This window comes from Mesorhizobium sp. M0514, from assembly GCF_040321145.1.
Taxonomy (GTDB): domain Bacteria; phylum Pseudomonadota; class Alphaproteobacteria; order Rhizobiales; family Rhizobiaceae; genus Mesorhizobium.
Genome location: NZ_JAMYQZ010000041.1, coordinates 1 through 15616 on the forward strand (window position 1 = coordinate 1; position 15616 = coordinate 15616).

14 protein-coding genes and 3 pseudogenes are annotated in these 15616 nt (G+C 60.0%); 9 read left to right on the top strand and 8 right to left on the bottom strand.

Annotated features, from left to right (window positions below):
* Positions 1 to 215: 215 nt before the first annotated feature.
* The 3 genes from NKI61_RS17935 to NKI61_RS17945 are packed head-to-tail and all read left to right on the top strand — an operon-like array spanning position 216 to position 4000.
* Entirely contained in the window at positions 216 to 1160 is a 945-nt protein-coding gene (locus NKI61_RS17935; protein ID WP_352840185.1) for a dihydrodipicolinate synthase family protein, read from the top strand.
* Positions 1138 to 2664 carry an aldehyde dehydrogenase gene (locus tag NKI61_RS17940; RefSeq protein ID WP_352840186.1) on the top strand — a complete coding sequence of 509 codons (1527 nt, stop codon included), beginning with the start codon at positions 1138 to 1140 and terminating at the stop codon, positions 2662 to 2664. Before NKI61_RS17935 ends, NKI61_RS17940 begins: the two co-directional genes overlap by 23 nt.
* A gap of 13 nt (positions 2665 to 2677) precedes the next feature.
* Positions 2678 to 4000, top strand: a complete 1323-nt coding sequence (locus NKI61_RS17945; RefSeq protein WP_352840187.1) for an NAD(P)/FAD-dependent oxidoreductase — start codon at positions 2678 to 2680, stop codon at positions 3998 to 4000.
* On the opposite strand, the gene NKI61_RS17950 is transcribed toward NKI61_RS17945, so the two are convergent.
* Positions 3997 to 4908, bottom strand: a complete 912-nt coding sequence (locus NKI61_RS17950) for a LysR substrate-binding domain-containing protein (protein ID WP_352840188.1) — start codon at positions 4906 to 4908, stop codon at positions 3997 to 3999. The genes NKI61_RS17945 and NKI61_RS17950 overlap by 4 nt on opposite strands.
* 552 nt (positions 4909 to 5460) lie before the next feature.
* Between NKI61_RS17950 and istA the strand changes: the two are divergent.
* The 3 genes and pseudogenes from istA to NKI61_RS17960 form a co-directional block, all read left to right on the top strand.
* Positions 5461 to 6345: pseudogene (istA, locus tag NKI61_RS17955) on the top strand (IS21 family transposase); the annotation flags it as partial.
* A gap of 167 nt (positions 6346 to 6512) precedes the next feature.
* Positions 6513 to 6842, top strand: a complete 330-nt coding sequence (locus NKI61_RS32920; protein ID WP_502899901.1) for a hypothetical protein — start codon at positions 6513 to 6515, stop codon at positions 6840 to 6842.
* 127 nt (positions 6843 to 6969) lie between these two features.
* Positions 6970 to 7294, top strand: a pseudogene (locus NKI61_RS17960) (ATP-binding protein); the annotation flags it as partial.
* A gap of 26 nt (positions 7295 to 7320) precedes the next feature.
* On the opposite strand, the gene NKI61_RS17965 reads toward NKI61_RS17960, so the two are convergent.
* The 4 genes from NKI61_RS17965 to NKI61_RS17980 form a co-directional block, all read right to left on the bottom strand.
* Entirely contained in the window at positions 7321 to 7503 is a 183-nt protein-coding gene (locus tag NKI61_RS17965) for a helix-turn-helix domain-containing protein (RefSeq protein WP_352840191.1), read from the bottom strand.
* Complete coding sequence (locus NKI61_RS17970; protein ID WP_352840193.1) at positions 7500 to 8900, bottom strand: recombinase family protein; 1401 nt, start codon at positions 8898 to 8900, stop codon at positions 7500 to 7502. Before NKI61_RS17970 ends, NKI61_RS17965 begins: the two co-directional genes overlap by 4 nt.
* Positions 8901 to 8935: 35 nt before the next feature.
* Complete coding sequence (locus NKI61_RS17975) at positions 8936 to 9244, bottom strand: recombinase family protein (protein ID WP_352840215.1); 309 nt, start codon at positions 9242 to 9244, stop codon at positions 8936 to 8938.
* A gap of 130 nt (positions 9245 to 9374) precedes the next feature.
* A complete protein-coding gene (locus NKI61_RS17980; RefSeq protein ID WP_156933500.1) occupies positions 9375 to 9548 on the bottom strand; it encodes a hypothetical protein in 174 nt (57 codons plus the stop codon).
* A gap of 312 nt (positions 9549 to 9860) precedes the next feature.
* On the opposite strand from NKI61_RS17980, the pseudogene NKI61_RS17985 reads away from it, so the two are divergent.
* From NKI61_RS17985 to NKI61_RS17995, 3 genes and pseudogenes are all read left to right on the top strand, one after another.
* Positions 9861 to 10299: pseudogene (locus NKI61_RS17985) on the top strand (ATP-binding protein); the annotation flags it as partial.
* A 174-nt stretch (positions 10300 to 10473) separates the two neighbouring features.
* Complete coding sequence (locus NKI61_RS17990; protein ID WP_352840194.1) at positions 10474 to 10662, top strand: SDR family NAD(P)-dependent oxidoreductase; 189 nt, start codon at positions 10474 to 10476, stop codon at positions 10660 to 10662.
* 294 nt (positions 10663 to 10956) lie between these two features.
* Positions 10957 to 11142, top strand: coding sequence for an SDR family oxidoreductase (locus tag NKI61_RS17995; RefSeq protein ID WP_352840195.1), 186 nt, complete (start codon positions 10957 to 10959; stop codon positions 11140 to 11142).
* Between the two features lie 223 nt (positions 11143 to 11365).
* On the opposite strand, the gene NKI61_RS18000 is transcribed toward NKI61_RS17995, so the two are convergent.
* The 3 genes from NKI61_RS18000 to mblB are packed head-to-tail and all read right to left on the bottom strand — an operon-like array spanning position 11366 to position 15543.
* The gene (locus tag NKI61_RS18000; RefSeq protein WP_352840196.1) at positions 11366 to 12094 is read right to left on the bottom strand and encodes a hypothetical protein; all 729 of its coding nucleotides are present in this window, start codon (positions 12092 to 12094) and stop codon (positions 11366 to 11368) included.
* A 3-nt stretch (positions 12095 to 12097) separates the two neighbouring features.
* Positions 12098 to 14359, bottom strand: coding sequence for an anti-phage 6A-MBL system cap2_3 protein (cap2-3, locus tag NKI61_RS18005; protein WP_352840197.1), 2262 nt, complete (start codon positions 14357 to 14359; stop codon positions 12098 to 12100).
* Positions 14356 to 15543: an anti-phage 6A-MBL system MBL-fold protein gene (gene mblB, locus NKI61_RS18010; RefSeq protein WP_352840198.1), complete on the bottom strand. Its 1188-nt coding sequence runs from the start codon at positions 15541 to 15543 to the stop codon at positions 14356 to 14358. Before mblB ends, cap2-3 begins: the two co-directional genes overlap by 4 nt.
* Between the last annotated feature and the right edge of the window lie 73 nt (positions 15544 to 15616).

Sequence of the window (15616 nt, forward strand, 5' to 3'; positions counted from 1 at the left end):
GTGTTCCCTAGAGCGCAGTGTTCCCTAGAGCGCAGTGTTCCCTAGAGCGCAGTGTTCCCTAGAGCGCAGTAAGCCAGCTTAAGCTCAGCGGTAGCATGCCTGTTCAGAGCGGGTGTCGTGCAAAAAAGTAGCCTGCCGAGTGACTTTATTTCAGCTGTTAGACTATTTATCCTTGCATATAACGACGGGCCTATAGCCGAATTGGAGCCAGGCTCATGTCATTCAAAGGCGTTATTCCGCCCGTTACAACGCCCTTTCATGCGGACGGATCGATTGACCGTGACGGCTTCTGCGTGATGGTCGAATACTTGGTCGCGACTGGCGTCCACGGTATCATTGTCGGTGGCACGACAGGCGAATACTACGCCCAATCACGCGACGAGCGTGTCAGTCTGCTCAAGCTTGCCAGGAGCGTGGTGAAGGGGAAGATGCCTCTAATCGCCGGCGTCGGCGCCATTCGCACCGACGACTGCATCGAATACGCGCTAATTGCAAAGGACCTCAAGTGCGACGGCATCCTAATCGGCTCGCCGTACTACGCTGTTCCCACGCAGCTCGAACTTGCCAATCATGCACTTGCGATCGACAAGGCCGCCAATCTACCGGTGATGCTCTACAACTATCCCGGACGCACCGGCACGATGATGGACGTCGAGTTCCTGGACCGGGTCGGTCGCAGCTCCAATTTCTGTGCCATCAAGGAATCCAGCGGCAGCATGAACCAGCTGCACGCACTGGCTCGCGACTATCCGCATATCGACCTGTTCTGCGGCATGGATGATCAGGCGCTCGAATTCTTCGCCTGGGGCGCAAAAGGGTGGGTCTGCGGCGCCGGCAACTGCCTACCGGCAGAGCACCTCGCGTTGTACGAAGCCTGCGTGATCGAGAAGGACTTCGCCAAGGGCCGGCAGATCATGTCGGGGCTTCTGCCTCTGATGAGGCTTCTTGAGCAGGGCGGCAAGTTTGTCCAGAGCATCAAGTTCGGGTGCGAATTGGCTGGATTGCCAGCTGGGCCCGTGCGCCTGCCGATGCGGGCACTCGGCGACGAACAGAAGCGGGAACTCGAGTCGACGATCCGCACCCTTAAGACAGTCATCGCGTCAATCACTGCAAAATCCCAGAAGAGGGCTTCCGAGAATGTCATCGCTATTAACGCGTGATGAGTACCAGAACCTGGCGGACAGCCTGCCACTGCCGACCAGCGCAGTAATTGACGGCAAGGCGCGGGCTGCACAATCTGGGGATACTTTCGAGACCATCAATCCCGCGACAGGACGGGTCATCACCAAGATCGCTTCCTGCGGCCAGGCCGATGTCGATCTCGCTGTCGAGAAGGCAAGGCTGGCATTTGAATCGGGCGCCTGGTCGCGTGCGCATCCGAGCGAGCGCAAGCGCGTTCTGCGGCGGCTCGTGAAACTGATAGAGCGAAACGCCCATGAGCTTGCGGTGCTTGAGACGCTCGAAAGCGGCAAGCCGATCTATGATGTCGCAACCATAGACATTCCCGAGGCGCTGCATTGCCTGGAATGGCACGCGGAAGCCACCGACAAACTATACGGCCAGACGTCGCCGTCCGGCGATGATGTCGTTTCGATGATCGTGCGCCAGCCGCTGGGCGTGGTCGCCTGCGTTTTGCCCTGGAATTTCCCGATCCTGATGCTGGCCTGGAAGATCGGGCCGGCGCTCGCGACCGGAAACTCGGTCATTGTGAAGCCGGCCGAGCAGACCAACATGTCGACGTTGCGGATCGCCGAGCTGGCGCATGAGGCCGGGTTGCCGCCAGGCGTCCTGCAGATCGTCACAGGTCCGGGCGCAATCACCGGCAAGGCACTCGGCATGCATTCCGATATCGATATGGTCGCGTTCACCGGGTCAACTGACGTCGGGCGAAAGTTCCTGGAATATTCGGCCAAGTCCAACCTCAAGCGGATCGTACTCGAATGCGGCGGAAAGAACCCGTGCGTCGTGCTGGAAGACGCCGAGAACCTCGACGTTGTTGCGCAACATGTGACCCAAGCTGTCTTCTGGAACATGGGCGAGAACTGCTCGTCCAATTCCCGCCTGATCGTGCACGAGAAGATCAAGGATCGCTTGGTGGAAACCGTCCTCCACAAGCTAAAGGAATGGCCTTTGGGCGAGCCGCTGGATCCGGGCAATCGGCTCGGCGCCATTGTGTCGAAGGAGCAGTTCGACCGCATCATGGGCTACATCAAGAAGGGGCGGGAGGAAGGCGCCAGGATCGTCACGGGCGGCAACGCCCACAGGCATGGCAAAGGCTATTTCATCGAGCCGACCGTATTCGACGATGTCACGCCCGAAATGACGATTGCACGAGAGGAGATTTTCGGTCCGGTGCTGTCGGTGATCAAAGTGGCCAACGCTGACGAGGCGCTCCGGGTCGCCAACGATACGCAATACGGGCTCGCAGCTTCAATCTTTAGCGCCAATCTCGGCAAGGCGCATCGCATCGCAAGGGACATTCGCGCCGGGACGGTGACCATCAACTGCTACGGCGAAGGGGATGTCTCTACTCCCTTCGGCGGCTTCAAGCTTTCGGGCTTCGGGGGACGAGACAAGTCATTGCATGCCCACGACCAATATACTGAACTTAAGACCATCTGGGCGGACATCTCCGATCCTAAGGTCTCGCGTTCGGTAGACTAGCCTGATCGCACCCATGAGCGATTATGAGGCTGTCCGCACGCCTGCGGACACATCCATGCCCGGTTGGTACGGTATTCTGCCGCCTCCCAAGGCACCTGAGGTGCTGCGCGGCTGTCACAAAGCGGACTGGCTCATTGTAGGAGCTGGGTTTGCTGGATTGGCGGCCGCGCGGCGCCTCTCACAACTGGTGCCGAACGAGCGCATAGTGTTGGTGGACGCTCAGCGCGTCGGCTGGGGTGCTGCCGGGCGCAACTCCGGCTTCATGATCGACCTTCCGCACGAGCTCGGTGGGGAGCATTACGGCGGAAGCCAGGATCACGACCGCAAGCGCATCCGCATGAATCGGGCCGCGATTGAATTCTCGGCTTCGGCGGCGGACGAGTACGGGTTGCAGAAATTCTTCGTTCGGGCCGGCAAGTACCATGGAGCTGCAACCAATCATGGTGTTGCCGTCCTGGGCGAATTCGAAAAGCACCTGACGGGGCTAGGCGAGCCATTCGATCGGCTCGACGCGCTGCAGTTGAAGAAAATCACCGGTACCGACTTCTTCGTCAGCGGCACCTTCACGCCGGGAACAGTAATGGCACAGCCGGCCGGCTTTATCCGAGGGCTCGCCGAAGGCTTGTCGAGGCGTGTGCAGCTATTCGAGAATTCACCGGTGACTTCTCTGCAAACAGGCAAACTGCACACTGCCAAGACGGCTGAGGGCGAGATCACCGCGCCACGGTTGATCCTCACCGTTAACGGACATCTCGAAAGCTTTGGTTTGTTCAAGAAACACCTGCTGCATGTGTTCACCTACGCCAGCATGACCAGGCCGCTTTCCAAGAGCGAACAGACTGCGCTGGGCGGTGACCCGCATTGGGGCTTGATCCCGGCCGACCCGATGGGATCAACCATCCGCAGGATCGGCGATCGGATCGTCGTCCGCAACACCTTCACCTATAATCCGGACATGTCCACCAGTGAGAAGCAGATCCGTCGGATCGGCGCCGTGCACGATCGGTCATTCCAGGCGCGCTTCCCGATGGTGGGTGAAACACCGATGGAGTTTCGCTGGGGAGGCCACTTGTGTCTCTCTCTCAATTCCGCGCCCGCATTCGGCGAAATTGAAGACAGAGTCTTCGTAGCCGGATGCTGCAATGGCCTTGGAACTGTGCAAGGCACCCTCTACGGGATGCTGGCTGCCGATCTTGCCGTTGGCACTAACGAGCCGATGGTTGTGGACGCCCTGAACGAGCCAGCTCCGGTTCGGCTTTATCCAGAACCGCTGATGTCGATCGGAGCGCCGCTGAAGCTGTGGGCGATGCAGATGCGCGCCGGCAGAGAGCTCTAGCTTTCTCGTTCTTGCGCCGCCACTTCCCGGATCCAGCTACGGAGGCTCTGGGCGGCAGGGGAAAGCGTACGATTTTGATACCATGTGAGATAGTAGCTGCCAGGGGCTGGGAGCTCGAGATCCGTCATTCTGACGAGTTTCCCCTCGTCAATCTGCACCTTGACAAGGCGATGCCACCCAACAGCCACCCCTTGATCGGCCTGAGCTGCCTGAAGCGCCACGAAGAACTTGCCGAAGCGCCGACCGCGGGTCGGACCATGCGAGACCCCCGCGCGCCGTAGGACCTCGTCCCAGCCAGCCCAGTCGGGATCCACCCAATCGACATGCAGCAGGGGAAGGTCTGCCAACGATTCCGCCGTTGCATCGCGGTGCTTGCTTGCAAACCCAGGCCCGCATACCGGGTAGATTGTTTCATTGAAAAGGAGCTCAGCGTCTTCATTCGACCACGATCCGAACCCGTAACGGATGCGCAATTCGACCTCGGCGCGGCGGTAATCGCGAGGATTGTCCGAGATAAGGTGATCAACGGCAATATCCTGGTACCGGGTCCAAAAGTCCGGCATCCGCGGGATCAGCCACGTCGACGCGAAGGCGTCCGTGCACGCCAGCGTGACGTTCTTGGAACGGTCGCCGCGTTTCACATTTCGGACGATGTCTGCGGCCCGCGAAAAACCACTGGCCAACACGCCATAAAGGTCTTCGCCGGCGCTTGTCAGCGCCACACCGGTTCCCAATCGGGTAAACAGCGGAACCCCCAGTTCGTCCTCGATCGCTTTGATCTGTCGGCTGACGGCGCCAGGAGTGACGTTCAGTTCCGCAGCAGCCAATTTGAATGACAGGTGCCGGGCAGAAGCCTCAAAAACAGCCAAAGCAGTCAGGGACGGCAGGTCGTAGTAGCGGCGAACCATCTCAAGCTCCAAACACTTCGGCAATCGCGCCGCGCGACAAATATAGCAAGCGATGCTCAAGATGTCGGGAAAAGCATTTGCAAGGCGGCGCGATAGCCCGCGTTCGACCGACTATGGCCGCGATCCCCAACCTATTTGCGGCGCAATATAGGAAAACTGTACGAACCATGCTTCGCGATCTGCGACGCTGCCCAATCCATGTCCGACGCAGCTACACCGTAGCATGTCTCGGCGATGTCTGGGCTCAACAACTCAATAGGGGGTGAGACTGTTGCAGGGCTGCCCCACTGGTCTTCGGCCGCCGTTCAGAGATTATGAGCTGAACTTTCCCTCTCAAAGATGGCTTGAGCTGTGACTGGCTGCAAATTCCGACGATTAACCGGACACCGTTCCGATCAAAAACCGGACGCGATTCCGAGAATTAACCGGACGCGATTCCGATTAAATACCGGACAGTTTTGAAGCTTGGATAGTGCCTTTGGGTCAGCAACCTGGGCATGCATTTCCTCGACGGTAGAGGAGAGACGCATGCCGAAGAGAAGAAGGCTGACCATGAGACAATTGAGGACAACTGCTTCGGCTAAGCGCGGAAGGCATAAGCGTTCGCGACATTGCCTTGGGATTGCCCGCAGCACGGTGCAGGACAACATAGAGCGAGCGACTGCCGCCGGCCTTTCCTGGCCGTTACCGGCGGAGCTGACAGACGATGTTCTCGAACATCGGCTCTTCTCCCGTCAGGGGGTCAAACAAGGGATACGCCGGCGCGCCGAGCCCGACTGGGGGGCGCTGGCCGTCGAACTGAAGAAGCCGGGCGTGACGCTGTCGATCCTGTGGGAGGAGTATCGGGCCGTTCATCCCGATGGTTACGCCTGCAGCAGGTTCTGTGATCTCTTTAGAGGCTTCGAGCGGCGGCTGACGCCAACGATGCGCCAGGTGCATGTCGCCGGAGACAAGGTGTTCGTTGACTATTCCGGCAAGAAGCTGCCGTTCGTGGACCGCAAGAACGGCGAGATCCGCGAGGCCGAGATCTTTCTCGGGGTGCTCGGCGCGTCGAGCTACAGCTTTGCCGAGGCGACCTGGAGCCAGACCTTGCCGGACTGGATTGGCTCGCATGTGCGCATGTTCCGCTTCTTTGGCGGCGTCCCGCGGCTAAGTGTTCCCGACAATCTGAAGTCTGGCGTGAATCGGTCGAGCTTCTACGACCCCGAGATCAACCGCAGCTTCGGCATGATGGCTTCGCACTACGGCGTCGGCGTTCTGCCGGCGCGACCGAAGCGACCGAAGGATAAAGCCAAGGTCGAATGTGGCGTCCGTTTCGCGCAGAGCTGCATTCTCGGTCGGCTGCGCAACCAGACTTTCTTTTCCCTGGACGAAGCCAATGCCGCTATCCGGGAGGCTGTGGAGCGGATCAACACCCACGTCATGCGCCGACTGGACCAGTGCCGTCGCGACCTGTTCGAGACGATGGAACGTCCAGCGCTCGCCGTGCTGCCGGCCGAGGAATACGAGTTCGCCGAGTGGCGGCTGGCGCGTGTATCGACAGACTATCATGTCGAGTTCGAGCGCTATGTTACTCCGTGCCACACGGCCTCACCCGAGAGCAGGTGGATGTCCGGGCAACGAGCCGAACGATCGAGGTCTTCAAGGGCAAACGCGTCGCTGTCCATCAGCGTCGCTATGGTGGGGCCCGTTTCGGAACCGATCCGGACCACATGCCCAGTTCGCACCGCCGCTACGCGGAATGGTCGCCCGAGCGCTTCCGGCGCTGGGCCCGCTCGATCGGTCCACAGACCGAGGGGCTCGTGATCGCCATCCTTGCCAGCATCCGGAACAGGGCTTTAGAACATGCCTCGGCATTCTCAAGCTCTACCAGGCGATCGACACGGCGCAGGCGGAAGCCGTGTCAGCCCGCGCGCTCGAGATCGGTGGCCTGAACTGCAAAAGCATCACCGCTCTCATCAAAACCCACAAGGCGTCCAGGCACACCGCCGAACCTGCCGCCGTCGGCGAGCACGCCAATCTTCGTGGCCCCGGCTACTTTCATTAAGGAGACAATCAACGATGCTTATCAACCCCACCATCGACATGCTGCGCGAACTCGGGCTTTCCGGCATGGCATGCGCTTTCCAGGAACTGGAGGCGCAACCGGAGGCACGAGCTCTCGAGCACGGCGAATGGCTTGCCCTCCTGCTCGAACGGGAGGCGACGGCGCGCCGGCAGAAGCGCTTCGAGGCCAGAGCGCGAGCCGCCAGACTCCGTCATGATGCCCAGATCGAGAACGCCGATTTCCACGCAACTCGCGGTCTCGATCGCAATCTCTTCATTGAAGCTGACGACATGCGACTGGATCAGACAGCGCCATAGCTTGCTCATGATCGGACCAGCCGATCCCACGACATAATGCACACCTCGCTATGTTATTGAAAAAGCTGGATCTGCTGATCCTGTCGTTGTGATAATGGAATGTGTCCGCTCCTGCCAATGGTGCTGGATATCGAGTTGCTCGATATCTTCATGACGGATGATCCAGGGCGTACCCTTGCAATACTGCTCGGCCTTCAGATCGCCGGCGCGGATCATGCGCAGCACGGTCATTGGCCGCAGGCCGAGCTTCGCAGCCGTTTCCTGCAATGTATACTCGCCGCGCTCCGACCGTTCGTCCTTTTTGTAGACGCGATGTCGTGCTGGTTGCGGAAAGTGCAGACACGGGACTGCGTCCATCCGTTCAGACGACCCGTGGTTTTGCCGAGCCGGTTGAGAAGCGATGCGATCGCTCTATCCGGCAATTGGCGTGCCAGGGCACGGATCAGGTCCTCGATGTCCGGCGGGGCGCCCCAACGGTGATGGCCTGCCTTGTTCTTCCTGACCGAAAGCGCGGTATGGTCGCCGCCCTGCCAATGCACCAGCATTTTGATGTGGTCGTCTTCGATGGCGACGACAATCTCGCGGATCACGGCACGGAGGATCCGCTTGCGCGTGGTGGCGGTGGCGTTGGCATGATGCCATGCCAGTTCGAGATCGGCGCCCATGCGCAGCAGGCTCCGCCGTTCCTCTTCTCCCAGAGCCTCAGGCTTGTGGCGGCCGAGCGCGTCAAGCTCGTCCTGACGCTCGCGGACCGCTACGAGCGCGGCATTCCAGCGTCGCTCCAGTTCGCCTGCTACAAGCCGGTTGTCCGGGTCGACTGCGTCATACTGGCGGCGTGCATGGGCGGCTTCATAACGTGCCTGCTCGAGTGCGAGCTCCACATGGCGCCGCTTCTCTCCAGCCTGCACGGTGGAGGTCTCGATGGCCTTGATCGCCGCTTCCATGCCGAGCGGTTGAAGGCGTTGAAGAACCTCCGCGCTGACCCCCTGATCGACCCGCAACGATCCGAAGCCGATGCACGGGTCGGTTCCGTGGTTGACCTGCGCTCCGCGGCAATGATAGCGCCCCGTATTGCCGTTGCTGCCGAAATAGGAGACATGCAGCTTGCGGCCGCAATGGCCGCAGCGCAAGAGACCGCCGAGCAGCAACTCGCCCCGGCGAAGAGCACCGCGCGGCACCAGGCCTTTGCTTGTGGCATTGTCCGTGATCAGGCGCTGATTCCTCTCAAAATCGTGCCAGCTCAGGTAACCTTCGTGATGGTCGATGAGCAAGACCTCCCAGTCGGCGCGATCGCGCCTGATCCCACGCAAAATCCGTTTGCGTCCGGCCTCTATGGTGACTTTGCTGCAGGTTAGCCCGAACGCATAGGCGCCGGCGTAGATCGGGTTGGCGAGAATGTGGTGCACCGTATAGTAGACGGGCAGCTTCCTGACGATCGCCCTGTCCGCCGCGCGCGTGTAATTTACGGCAGGGAGCATAATGCCCTCGCGGCGCAACCACAGATGCACCTGCCGGATGCTCTGCAGTTCGTCGAAACGCCGGAATACAAGATCGATCGCCTCGCGGATCCGCAGGTCCGGGTCTTTCTCGACCCGGTTCCGGCCCGACTTGACGTAACCGATCGCCACCGTCAGGAAAAGTTCGCCCCGTCGTGCCTTCTGCTTCAGGGCTTCGATCGAGCGGGCCCGCAGGATCGAAAGCTCCAGTTCGCTCTCGTGCCCTTCATGCCGAGCAGCAGCCTGTCGTTGGGATGACGCGGTTCGTAGATGCCGTCCTCATCGATGATGAGCGTTCCGACAAGGCCGCAAAACTCGATGAGCGTATGCCAGTCCCGGCCATTGCGGGCCAGCCGGGAGGCTTCAATGGCGAGGACCGCACCAACCCGACCTTCGCAGATCGCCGCCAGAAGCTTCTCAAAGCCCGGACGGCGGATGCCAGACCCTGAACGACCGAGATCTTCATCGATGACGATGGCGTCTTTCCAGCCAAGGGACCGCGCTCGCTCGGCAAGGCCATATTGGCGTCGCCGGCTCTAGGGATTGTTGACGAGTTGATCGGCCGTCGACTGCCGGACATAGACATAGGCACCGCGCGCGAGATGTTCAGCGATGATCTTCATGATCTGCCTCCCGTCCCGTCTGGCTCACCACCGCTTCCCTCAGCAAGGTCTCGATCAGCGGGAGGGTGCGTTCCCGGACTTCGCCTGGAAGACTCGATGGCGGAGCCTTCTTGGAAAACAGGTCTGGCTGGTCGGTTCGGCATTGCCTGCGCTGCATGGTCGTCTCCTGGCTGGCGTGAGTCGCTCTGCAGAAAACGTAGACATGCATCGACCTCGCGGCGCACGTCGCGCAGGCATGAAAGGGGAAAACGGGGCGCCTCGCGAACCGCCATCGTCAGGGCGATCTCTTCCGTCATCCAGATCGGAATCAGCGCCAGGCTGCCATCCGGTTGTCGCCCGACATAGGCCGGCTCACCGCAATAACGCTGACGGCCTGTGACGAAAATCTCCCCGCCCGAACGTGGATGAAAGGCGTAACGGACAATCTTCTTTGCCTCGCCATCCTGATAACGGGCATTATGAGCCCAGTCCGACCGGCGTCGGAAAGAGCTGGCTGGCCTGCGCGCTCGGCCACAAGGCATGCCGTGAGGATCTTTCGGTCGCATACCACCGTGTACCGCGCCTCTTCGCAACGCTCGCCCTTGCCCGCGGAGACGGCCGTTACGCGAAGCTGCTCAAGAGCCTGGCCAAAACGGATTTGCTTATTCTTGATGATTGGGGGCCTAAGAAGCTCAACGACGAACAACGCCGCGATCTCCTGGAAAATTGTCGAGGATCGCTACGAGAAGCGTTCCACCATCCTCACAAGTCAAATTCCCGTGGATCACTGGTATGACATGATTGGAAATCCGACCATCGCCGATGCCGTTCACGATCGCCTTGTTCACAACGCCTATCGCATCGAACTCTCCGGCGAAAGCATGCGCAAACACAGGGTCCTGCCAGTCGCAGACGCAACTGCCGCTTGACCGGAAACGACTTCGTCGACAAATATCAAAAATGACCCTGAGGCGCTCTAAGCCGTCCGGCTTCGCCTCGGAATCGCGTCCGGTATCCTAATCGGAATAAGCGTCCGGTTTCGTTTCGGAATCACTGTCCGGTTTCATTGGAATACGCAGACTGGCATTGAAAAGAAGACTGCTGTGACAACAGGCGCGGCGGGAGGTATCGGGCAAGCGATCTCCAGACAGTTCGTTGCGGGGGGTCGTGTGGTTGCCGGCGACGTCGACCAAGCTGGCTTGGACAAGCTCGAGGCCCAACTCAATCGAACCGGACAGAATGTCTGGAGCAAGGCCGGCGACCTCAGGAACAAGGCCTATGCGCGGATTTGATTGAGTACTCCGTCCAAGCCCCACAGGGCGGCTGGATATGCTCGTCAACAAGCTAGGAGACATTCTCGAGGAATGCCACATCTTCGGGAGCGGGGTGGAGGAAATATCATCAATATCGGCTCAATCGAAGGCTTGGCGTCCAAACCGGGGACATCCTGCATATTCGGCCTCGAGGGGGGATTCACGGATTCACAGCAGCGGTTGCGGTCGATCATGGGCTCGAGGGATCCGGTGCAATGCCATTGCACCGGGCTGGATCAATTCTGATCTCAGCGAGCTCTCTACATCGACAGCATGGCCGATAGCTCCCGCGTCCGCAGAGAACTGCTCGCAATGCATCCGGTGGGGCGTCTTGGCGAACCGACTGATGCCGGAAATCTTGCAGTCTGGCTTGCCTCGGCAGAGAATGCCTTAGTGACCGGTCAGGTCTACGTCATCGACGGCGGCCGTACCAAAAAGCTGCAGCTACCGATTCCATAAACAGCGAAGTCCCGCCCTTTGTCAGGCTCTCGGATCAACTTTCTCGCTAAATCGCCTGTCGATGCGATCAATAAGGATTGCCAGAACCACGACGGCGAGGCCAGGCCAGTCGCCGCCGCGATCGAAGTGATGAAGCGCGATAAAGGCGCCGGCAGACTGGCAGCCTTTGACCGACGTCTAGCTCCCACAGAGAGCCAACTGCAAGATCGCCCATTAAACCCGGCTATGCTGTTGTCTCTCGTATAAGCACGTCACAACACATCGTCAGCTGACGGGCATAGGTTTTCGACGCGTCCAGAACGGTACCTCTGGTCACCGCAAAAATGAAGTAAAGCGCGTGGAAGAGCGCGAAGCCCCCCTGGATGAAAATCTGTCCCTGACTAAGCGTCGCAAAGGCTGGCTGGTAACGATACAGCCCATATGCGGCCAGAACTGCAAGCAGGTTGATGGTAATGCCGTATGGCTTCAAGCCGTAGAGGTTCCTTCTGAAGCCGTAGCTGATGTTTTCGTTGAAAAGGACACGGAAGCGTTCGGTGTCGTAGGTGTTGTTACGCAGGTAGTTGTAGCACTCCACGTAAAACTGGGCGGCGCCGGCCGGGTCAGCGACTTCTGACTCGCGCGTCGGCGCAGTCTTGCCTATCTGTCTTGCGAGAAAGTTGCGGAACCGGTCCCTCGTGCCGGAATCCAAAGTCGTATCGAGATGGCTAAGTTCGGTGTTTGCGGGGAAACCACCTAATTCCTTGAATAGCTTTCGCTGCACATCCCGGCCTGCTCTGCGCGCGAGATCCGCCATGGCGTAGAACAAGACACCTATGCCCAAGGCTGTCATGGCTTCTGGCAGCCCCGGATCCTTCCATGACCCTGCAAGGAGGAAAAGAACAAATGCAGGGAGAACGGCGATCAAGGCCGGAAAGAGCCGAGCCTTTATTGAATAAGTATCTAAAAAATCCATGGTTCACCTATAGGGGTCATGAACGATGCTGCAATACCTGCTGGGTGTTGCGATAAGTAGGACGGCGGGCGGGGATCGCTCGCCAGCGAGGTCTTTTGCCGTGCACCAGTCCGTCGGCGACGGGCCCTGCTCGGCTCGGTGGCTATGCCACGTGCCCACGTCGAGCAGGCGCTTGCCGCTCTTGAGATGCCGTTCCATCACCGCCCCCTTGAGGCCCTGCTTGCCAAGAACGAACAGCGAACTGGAGCGCTGGCTGTCTGGCGGTGCCGGCAGAAGGTCGACGACTGTGATCGTCTTGGTGCGGGCGCTGCACGCGCCGACCATTAAACCTCCCGTCTCGACGTGTGGATAGACGGCGATTTCTTCCCTGATCCGCCTATCAACGTCGGCCGAAATTTTGAGGGTCCAGTCGGCGCCATCGACGGGAACCGTGATCATCGTCGGTACGGCGAACGACCTCCAAGTCGTCGTTGGCGAATTGGCGTCTTGGGTGCCGACGGCGACGATGCCGCCGGCGGCGCCCTGACTGATAAAATCTGCGAGCACCTCAGTGGCCGCCGCCGACATGGCCGAAAGGCGCGCGTCGGTCATAGGCATGGTAAGCGAACCGCAGCCATCACCTATCTGGATCTCGGTAAGGCCAAACTTTTCATCGAACAGCAACGCGCTTTCGACCTCGGTGGCCTTGGCGCTGAGTTCGACTTCCAAGTCGGCCAGCGTGGGATTTCTGCCCAGTCCCTCGTGCAGCACGAAAGCGCCTTTTCCTCTCCCAAACAGCGCGATCTCGGTCACACGGGCGGGAAAATCCGCGGGCGGGACAATTGACAGGGCGTCCCTCACAAGGAGCGACGCCGTTGTATTTACGACTGAGCTCGTGCCTGCTGGCGCGATTTTCGTGCGATTTGCCGCCTGCGCCAACCCGCGGGCGGCATCATCCAAATAAACTTGAGGCTTCTGGCCGAGCTTCGACAACTCCGACGCCAGTTCGATTGCCTTGGCCAGTGGCAGGACGTCTCTTGCCAACGCGTGCCGCGCCATGTTGTGCGGCTGCAAGATGCCCTTGTCGGCAAGTGCGGTAATCGTTGCGCCGGCGCGCGCGAGATGCAGACCCACCTTCGAGCCCACACTGCCGCACCCGATCAATGCGATCTTGCCGAGGTCCGCCGACGCCGAAACGGTCCGCAACAAGGTGGAGGACACCTTGTCGACCTGGCGCGCGGCGACAGCACGGCGCCCGCTTGGCCCCTGATAGAGGTTTTCCCTCTTTTTCCGTGGTGACACGTCGAAGACGTAGGGCAGCAGCTCGATGGTCGAATCGCGGCCAATCAGTTTGAACGGCCGCCGCGCACAAAAGATAACCCCGATCGGCAGGGATCCTTGGCTCGTCCATGTGGCGGATTCCCAGCGCTCTTCCAGCCGGCGCAAGAAAGCGTCAAAAGCGGGACCGAAACCGAATTCCTTAGCTCTTGCGGCGAGGTCCTCCAGCGTCTCGATGGTTTCTGGAAAGATCGTCTTAGCAATGACGTTATCGGCGGCCCAGAACACCGCAGTTATCGTCTTGCCATAGGGATGACCGGCGGCCGACACGTTGATGTCGAAGGGGAAGGTGCCAAGTTTGCCAACGGAGGCCGCCAGTTCCTCATTGATGGTTAGGTAGACCTCGTCCCCGCTGAGGCGACCCTGTCCTGATCGATACCGGAAAAAATCGGATCTCAGCCAGACCGCGCCGGCGTCGCGCCCGACCCGGCTGCGGACGGCCGCAGGGTCAACCACCACCACGTCGTCCAGGTTGTGCCGCATGACGGGTTCCCAACCGTGCTCGGGATCCATCAGCCCGTTGACGGCGGCCTTGGCCAGCCAGACCGCCATCTGCGAAAGCAGTTGAAGGATTCCGACCTCGACTAGCCCAAAGCTGCTGAAATACTCGTCGAGCGAACCGTCGACGAGACAAGGCCGCGGGAGCGACTTTCCGCCGCCAGCCGACAGATGCGGCAGGTCACGGGGAAAATCTTCCCGGAGAAAGAACGACGGGCTTTTCCAAGGGTAGTCCGCAGCGATGCGGATTTCGACACGTTCCTGCAGCTTCACGCCGTTCGGGCTTGATCCCTTGGACGCATAGGGCAGTGGCATCTCAACACTGAGCACGACATAAACGCGGGCATGATCGTCGGCAACGCCGATGATGCCCGCCTTCACGCATTGCCGATGATCGGCGGCGACACGCACAAACTGATGTGCGTGTCGCTCCAATTGCTGCGCGGTCATTTGCGGCCGTGGGCCCTCGCGGCCGTCGCGATGCCGCTGACGCCGACCACTGACGCCGTCTTCTTGGCCGTCATGGCGAGTTTCTTTGCCGTCCCGGCGTGGCAGATCTTGAATTCCAGCGCGCGGTCTTCGTTCGCCGAATATTCGGTGGTGCAGATAAACCGATCGCTTTCGCCCTCGACCATGGAGACATATTCCCGTTTCGCCCGCTCGTGCGGGGGATTTGAATCGTCTTTCTTGATCGGCTTGCAACTCGCGACGATCACGGCACCATCGCGGATCTGCGAGAGGGCGTTGCGGGCTTCCCCGCACACCTTGACCTTCTCGCCGAGTTCGGACCAGCGGTCATAGCTTAGGGTTCGCCACGAACAATGGTGCGGCGTCTCCATGACATCGTAACTGAGCCAGTCGGTATTGCCTTCTTCCTCAAGGACGTTCCAGAGCCGCTCCCAGATTGCGACGCCGGCATCCCCACCAGTCAGGAACCGGCACATGTCCTTGTAGCCGTCGCCGGTGATGGAAAAGCGGATGATGACCGACGAGTTGTTCTTCTCGAGCAGGTCAATCAGGTCCTCGTCGTCGTCCTCAACCACCATCGGTGCCAGCAGTCGTCCCTCGAACTGGCCTTCTTCGCCCTGGTTAACGCGGGTGATGAGCTCGTACTGCTCGACGACGATGTCCATGATATCGTCGGTCTTGCCGTCCTTGTCCTTGCCCATCAGGAGGATGCGATCGCCGTCGCTGACGCCGGAGCCGATCTCGCGATAGATTGCGACCCGACGACGCGCCTCCTTCTTCCAAGCCTTCGCTTCGTCGCCGAGTTTGTGCTTGGAGCTGGCGCGCCGGAACACGATCGGGGACGACCACATCTCCCTGATGAGGATCAGGTCGTCGTCGTTATCCTCAGGGAAGTCCTCCGGGGGACCGAGATAGAAGTGCTTGCTCAGACCTGTGATGTGATCACCGTCCGGGTGGGACAGCAGGAACGCGTCCACAAAGAGCCTATCTTGGTCGTCACGCGGCAACCGCTCCTTGAGGTCGGCAGCGACATCGTAGGTGTCGTCGTCCGGATCGTCCGCAGCTGAGCGGATGTTTATATCGACGAGTATATGCTGGCCGTTATCGAGCTTGATGAGGGCCATGTCCCCGTTGTCGACCGGGAAGAATGTAAGCGACGCTGCCATTTTCAGGACTCCTAGTGCGCGTTGTCCGCGAATTAGCGCGGCCTCAAATCAAAGGTGTGGCTTGCAGACCAGG

Excerpts from the sequence above, each read along its gene's own strand:
- NKI61_RS17935 (WP_352840185.1), top strand. The coding sequence starts at position 216 with ATGTCATTCAAAGGCGTTATTCCGCCCGTTACAACGCCCTTTCATGCG.
- NKI61_RS17940 (WP_352840186.1), top strand. The coding sequence starts at position 1,138 with ATGTCATCGCTATTAACGCGTGATGAGTACCAGAACCTGGCGGACAGC.
- NKI61_RS17945 (WP_352840187.1), top strand. The coding sequence starts at position 2,678 with ATGAGCGATTATGAGGCTGTCCGCACGCCTGCGGACACATCCATGCCC.
- NKI61_RS17950 (WP_352840188.1), bottom strand. The coding sequence starts at position 4,908 with ATGGTTCGCCGCTACTACGACCTGCCGTCCCTGACTGCTTTGGCTGTT.
- NKI61_RS17965 (WP_352840191.1), bottom strand. The coding sequence starts at position 7,503 with ATGACCGTGCTGCGCATGATCCGCGCCGGCGATCTGAAGGCCGAGCAG.
- NKI61_RS17980 (WP_156933500.1), bottom strand. The coding sequence starts at position 9,548 with ATGCAGCGCAGGCAATGCCGAACCGACCAGCCAGACCTGTTTTCCAAG.
- NKI61_RS17995 (WP_352840195.1), top strand. The coding sequence starts at position 10,957 with ATGGCCGATAGCTCCCGCGTCCGCAGAGAACTGCTCGCAATGCATCCG.
- NKI61_RS18000 (WP_352840196.1), bottom strand. The coding sequence starts at position 12,094 with ATGGATTTTTTAGATACTTATTCAATAAAGGCTCGGCTCTTTCCGGCC.
- cap2-3 (WP_352840197.1), bottom strand. The coding sequence starts at position 14,359 with ATGACCGCGCAGCAATTGGAGCGACACGCACATCAGTTTGTGCGTGTC.
- mblB (WP_352840198.1), bottom strand. The coding sequence starts at position 15,543 with ATGGCAGCGTCGCTTACATTCTTCCCGGTCGACAACGGGGACATGGCC.